Annotated in this window: 5 protein-coding genes; all 5 read left to right on the top strand. The window is 65.8% G+C overall.

Features of this window, described 5'->3' with window-relative positions; all coding sequences use genetic code 11:
- On the top strand, window positions 1-371 hold a 371-nt coding region (locus BEN49_RS11735; RefSeq protein ID WP_193415794.1), incomplete at its 5' end, for a 2-C-methyl-D-erythritol 4-phosphate cytidylyltransferase.
- Between the two features lie 118 nt (window positions 372-489).
- A complete protein-coding gene (locus BEN49_RS11730; RefSeq protein ID WP_070743630.1) occupies window positions 490-1,290 on the top strand; it encodes an enoyl-CoA hydratase-related protein in 801 nt (266 codons plus the stop codon).
- A 211-nt stretch (window positions 1,291-1,501) separates the two neighbouring features.
- Complete coding sequence (locus BEN49_RS11725) at window positions 1,502-1,696, top strand: hypothetical protein (RefSeq protein WP_070743627.1); 195 nt, start codon at window positions 1,502-1,504, stop codon at window positions 1,694-1,696.
- Window positions 1,693-2,121, top strand: a complete 429-nt coding sequence (locus BEN49_RS11720) for a DUF4142 domain-containing protein (RefSeq protein ID WP_070743624.1) — start codon at window positions 1,693-1,695, stop codon at window positions 2,119-2,121. The genes BEN49_RS11725 and BEN49_RS11720 overlap by 4 nt, the downstream gene beginning before the upstream one ends.
- Before the next feature lie 577 nt (window positions 2,122-2,698).
- A partial coding sequence (locus tag BEN49_RS11715) for a hypothetical protein (RefSeq protein WP_204376097.1) occupies window positions 2,699-4,414 on the top strand: 1,716 nt, incomplete at its 3' end.

Here is a 4,414-nt window from a genome sequence, read left to right as displayed (position 1 = left end):
TGGCCGTGCACGACGGCGTGCGCCCGCTGGTGAGCGCCGCTGTGGTGGCGCGCACCTACGCCGCCGCCGCCCAGCACGCCGCCGCCGCCGCCGCCGTGGCCCCTAAAGACTCGGTGCGCACGCTCTCGCAGCACGGCTCGTCGGCCCTCAACCGCAGCCGCCTGCGCCTGATGCAGACGCCCCAAACCTTCGAAATTGACCTGCTGCGCCGCGCCTACGCCATGCCTGAGCTGCCCACCTTCACCGACGACGCCAGCGTGGTGGACGACCTCTGCCGGGTGGAGCTGGTGGAAGGCGACTACCGGAATTTGAAAATCACGACCCCGGAGGATTTGCTGGTGGCTGAAGCTTTATTAAATGTGGAGATGTGAGCGGAATGTGGAAATATGGAAGGATGAAGGTGCTACATTTTTGCAGTTCCGCATTCCCGGCCATATTTCCACATCTCCCACATCTTCACATTCAATCCACATTTCCACATCAATTAAAATGACTTACACCCGCCTGCTCTACGACGTGCGCCCCGACGGCGTGGCCACCATCACCCTCAACCGGCCCGAGGTGTTCAACGCCTTTGACGACGCGCTGAGCTACGAGCTGCAAGACGCCTGGAAGCAGGTGGCGCGCGACGCCGCCGTGCGGGCCGTGGTGCTGACCGGGGCCGGCCGCGCCTTCTGCTCGGGGCAGGACCTAAAGGCGGCCAAGGAGGCCGAGGCTGCCGAGGGGGCCCCGCGCTCCTTCCACGACTCGCTGCACCAGCGCTACAACCCCATCATCCGGGCCATGCGGGGGCTGCCCAAGCCCATCATCGGGCGGCTGAACGGGGTGGCGGCGGGCGCGGGCTGCTCGCTGGCCCTGGCCTGCGACGCGCTGGTGGCCAGCACCGAAGCCTCGCTGCTGGAGGCGTTTATCAACATCGGGCTCGTGCCCGATTCGGGCTCGTCGTGGTTTTTGCCGCGGCTGGTGGGCACGCTCAAGGCCTTTGAATTGTGCGCGCTCGGCGGAAAGGTGCCGGCGGAAGAGGCGTTGCGCCTGGGCCTGGTGAACCAGGTGGTGGCCCCCGACCAACTCGACGCGGCCACCTACGCCCTGGCCGCGCGCTACGCTGGGGCCCCCACCCGCAGCATCGGCCTGCTCAAGCAAATGCTGAACAAGGCCGCCGCCGCCACCCTCGACGAGGTGCTGGACTACGAGGCCCACTGCCAGGAGCTGGCGGGCGCCACGGCCGACTACCGCGAGGGCGTGGCCGCGTTCGCCGAAAAACGCAAACCCGTCTTTACCGGGCAGTAAAAAACGGCTGGGGCCCTATTGTGAGGGTTTTGGAAAAGGACGCCGCCGCCTTTTCCCCTGCCTGCTGGGGCCCCGTCGGCGGCCAACGGGGCCCCAGCAGGCAGGGGAAAATAAGCTCAACCGTTTGATAAAAAGCTGATTGCCTCAACCCGCGCGCGGCGTTGGCGTAATATGACGATTATTTGGTTTTCTTTCCTTTTCCCCATTCCTAATGAACCGTTCCCTCCTGCCTGCCCTCGCCGTTGGCCTGCTCGCCTTTAGTGCCTGCAACAGCGCCGATACCTCCACCACCGCCAGCCAGCCGGCTACTACGCCGCCCGCTGAAAACGCCGCCCCCCCGATGGCCAACACCACCGACACGGCCATGACCGCCGGGGCCCCGGCGCCTCCACCATGGCCCCCATGAGCGACGCCGACTTCATCACCAAAGTTGACGAAGGCGGCCACAATGAGATGGGCCTGAGCAAGATTGTGCTGACGAAAAATCCGTCGCCCACTGTGAAAGCCTACGCTAATAAAATGATTGCCGACCACACCAAGGCCGGCGCCGAGTTGACGCCCATCGCCAAAGCGCACGGCGTGAAGCTGAAGGGCATGATGGACGCCGAGCACCAAACCATGCGCGAGGCCATGCTGAAAATGTCGGGCCCCGACCTGGAGAAAAAGTACATGGACCAGATGGTGACCGACCACGACAAAACAGTGGCCCTGTTCGAGAGCGAAATTGCCAACGGCAAAGAAGCTGACGTGAAGGGTTTTGCCACCAAAACGTTGCCCACCATTCAGCAGCACGACAACATGGCAAAGGCCAACGACAAAATGAAGATGTAATCCCGTTGGGCTCACTTTTCTGCTTAAGCGGCCGCGAAAATTTCGCGGCCGCTTTTTTTATGCCCCATCCCTACTTTAGCCGCTTGGTGAGGAGCCCAACCAGGGAAGGAGGCTAAGTGCTAGTGTCATTGTTATTTACGTCCTATTTATACATGGATTTATCTTTATTCGCCCTGCTTATCGCGCTGGCAGCCTTGGCCCGCTACTGGTCGCTGCCCAAGCAGCTGGCCAAGTTACAAGCCGAGCTAGCCCGCCGCCAAGCCGAGCAAACGCAACTCCACGCCGAGCTGCACCGCCTACGCGACCAAGTGGTCATCATGCGTACTTCGTGGATTGGCGCGCCGGTGGCGGGGCCCCGGCGGCGCCGGTGGAGCCAGCTGGCGCAGTGCCGGCAGCTCCGCCGCTGGCAGCGCCCGTACCTGTCCCGCTGCCGCTGGTGCGCCCGCCCGCCCCAGTGGCGCAACCCGTGCCGATACCATCGCCGGTGCAACCGCCGCAGCCAGTGCCAGTTACGGAGCCGCTGCCGGCCGCGCCATTGCCAGCAGCACCGCGCCGGGCAGCCCCGGCGCCCCCATTGGTGCCAGCGGGGCCCACCTGGTGGGAGCGGGCGGCCGCGGTGCTGCTGGAGAACTGGACCGGCATTCTGGGGGCAGTGGTGTTGGTGACGGGCGTGGGCTTTTTGGGTATTTACGCGGCCCTGCGGCTGGCGCCCCCGTTTCGATTTTTGTTGATCTGCGGCTTTGCGGCCGGGCTGTTGGGGGCCCGGTTTGCGCTGCGCGCCAAGGCATTTGCCCAGCAGCTAAACGCTTGGCTGCTGAGCAGCGCGGCAGCCATTTTTCTGTTTGCCTGCGTGGGGGCCGCCAGCATTGATGGCCTGCGTTGGGCCACCCCGCCGTTCGATTACCTGCTGCTGCTACTGGGCGTGGGCGCCAACCTCTACCTGGCCTGGCGCGCCAGCCGCGAAGCCGTGGCCACCCTGCACGGCGTGCTGAGCCTGGTGGCGCTGGCAGTGCTGCCGCCCACGGCCCTCACGCTGGGCGCGGCGGCGGGCGTCACGGCGTTTGGCATCGCCATTACTTACCGGCAACGGTGGCGGTACCAACTGCTGCTGAGCATTGCCAGCTTTTTTGCGTTTCACCTGTACTGGCACCAGCAACTGCCCAGCTTGTCGGACGGGCTCCGGCTAGCGGCCATGGGCCTGGTGCTATTGGTGGGCGCGGCCGCGGCCGTGGTGCAGTACCGCCGCGTGTACGCCAGCCGGCAGTTCGAAGCACTGCTTTTCGCAGCCCACGTACTGAACTGGACGTGCCTGGGCATCAACCTGTACCTGTACAGCACAGGCTCGGTGTGGAAGACGATTCCGCTGGCTTTAGGGGCCCTGCTCACGTTTGGGGCCGGGCGGCGGGCCAAGCAACTGGGCATTGGCTGGCTGTTCCAGACCGACACCATCCTCTCGCTTATCCTGGCGCTGGCCACGGCCCTTTCGCTGCAAGGCTGGCACGCCACCGGGTCGGTCATCCTGCTGTTCATGCTGCTGGAATCGTTGCTGATTGCCTTGATAATGGCCCGCCAAAGCGAAGCCCTGGTGTACCGCGTGGCCCTGGCGGGGGCCCTGCTGGCAGGCGGCGGCCTGCTGCTGCTGGCCACTGGCCAAGCACTGGCCAACGGCCCCGGGGCCCTGTGCCGCGATGCCCTGGTGCTGGCCTTAGCCGGCGGGGCCGGGCTGGCATTTGCCCAGCTCACCTACCGCCAACCGTTACTCCGGCCCCCGGCAGAAGTACCCGTAGGGCCTGAAGAACTGACAATTACGCCGGCCGCTTGGCACCGCGACCTGCTGAGCAGCTTCGTCGCGCTGGCCGGGGCCCTGGAAGCGGGGGCGGGCCTGCTGCTGCTACGGGCCGTATTTACCGGGCCAGGAGCCTCGGTGGCACTGCTGCTGGGGGCCCTGCTGGCGCTGGCGGGCGGGGCCCTGGGCCTGGCAGCCTGGGTACGCGCCGCCGGACTGGCCCCCGACTGGGTGCGCCAGCAGCAGCTGGTATTGGCGCAGTTTTTTGCGGTGCTGGCCGCAATGGGCCTGCACGAAACGGGCCTGAGTTGGCCGGCGGTATTCCTGATTATTTATGCCGAAAACCTGCTAGTAGCGGGCCGGCTGCACGGCCGCGCGGCCGACGACGGCCTGCTGCGCGGGCAGACCTACTTGCTAGTGTTGCAGGCACTGCTGCTGCCGTTGCTGCTCGGCTACGCGTCGCCGGGGCCTAGGCCCTGGGCCGGGCCGGGCTGGGGCTGGCCGCGG

Source organism: Hymenobacter coccineus (assembly GCF_001816125.1).
GTDB lineage: Bacteria > Bacteroidota > Bacteroidia > Cytophagales > Hymenobacteraceae > Hymenobacter > Hymenobacter coccineus.
Note: the sequence above shows the minus strand (reverse complement) of the source record. Positions and strands in the feature narration are given on the sequence as shown.

Excerpts from the sequence above, each read along its gene's own strand:
- BEN49_RS11720 (WP_070743624.1), top strand. The coding sequence starts at position 1,693 with ATGAGCGACGCCGACTTCATCACCAAAGTTGACGAAGGCGGCCACAAT.
- BEN49_RS11730 (WP_070743630.1), top strand. The coding sequence starts at position 490 with ATGACTTACACCCGCCTGCTCTACGACGTGCGCCCCGACGGCGTGGCC.
- BEN49_RS11725 (WP_070743627.1), top strand. The coding sequence starts at position 1,502 with ATGAACCGTTCCCTCCTGCCTGCCCTCGCCGTTGGCCTGCTCGCCTTT.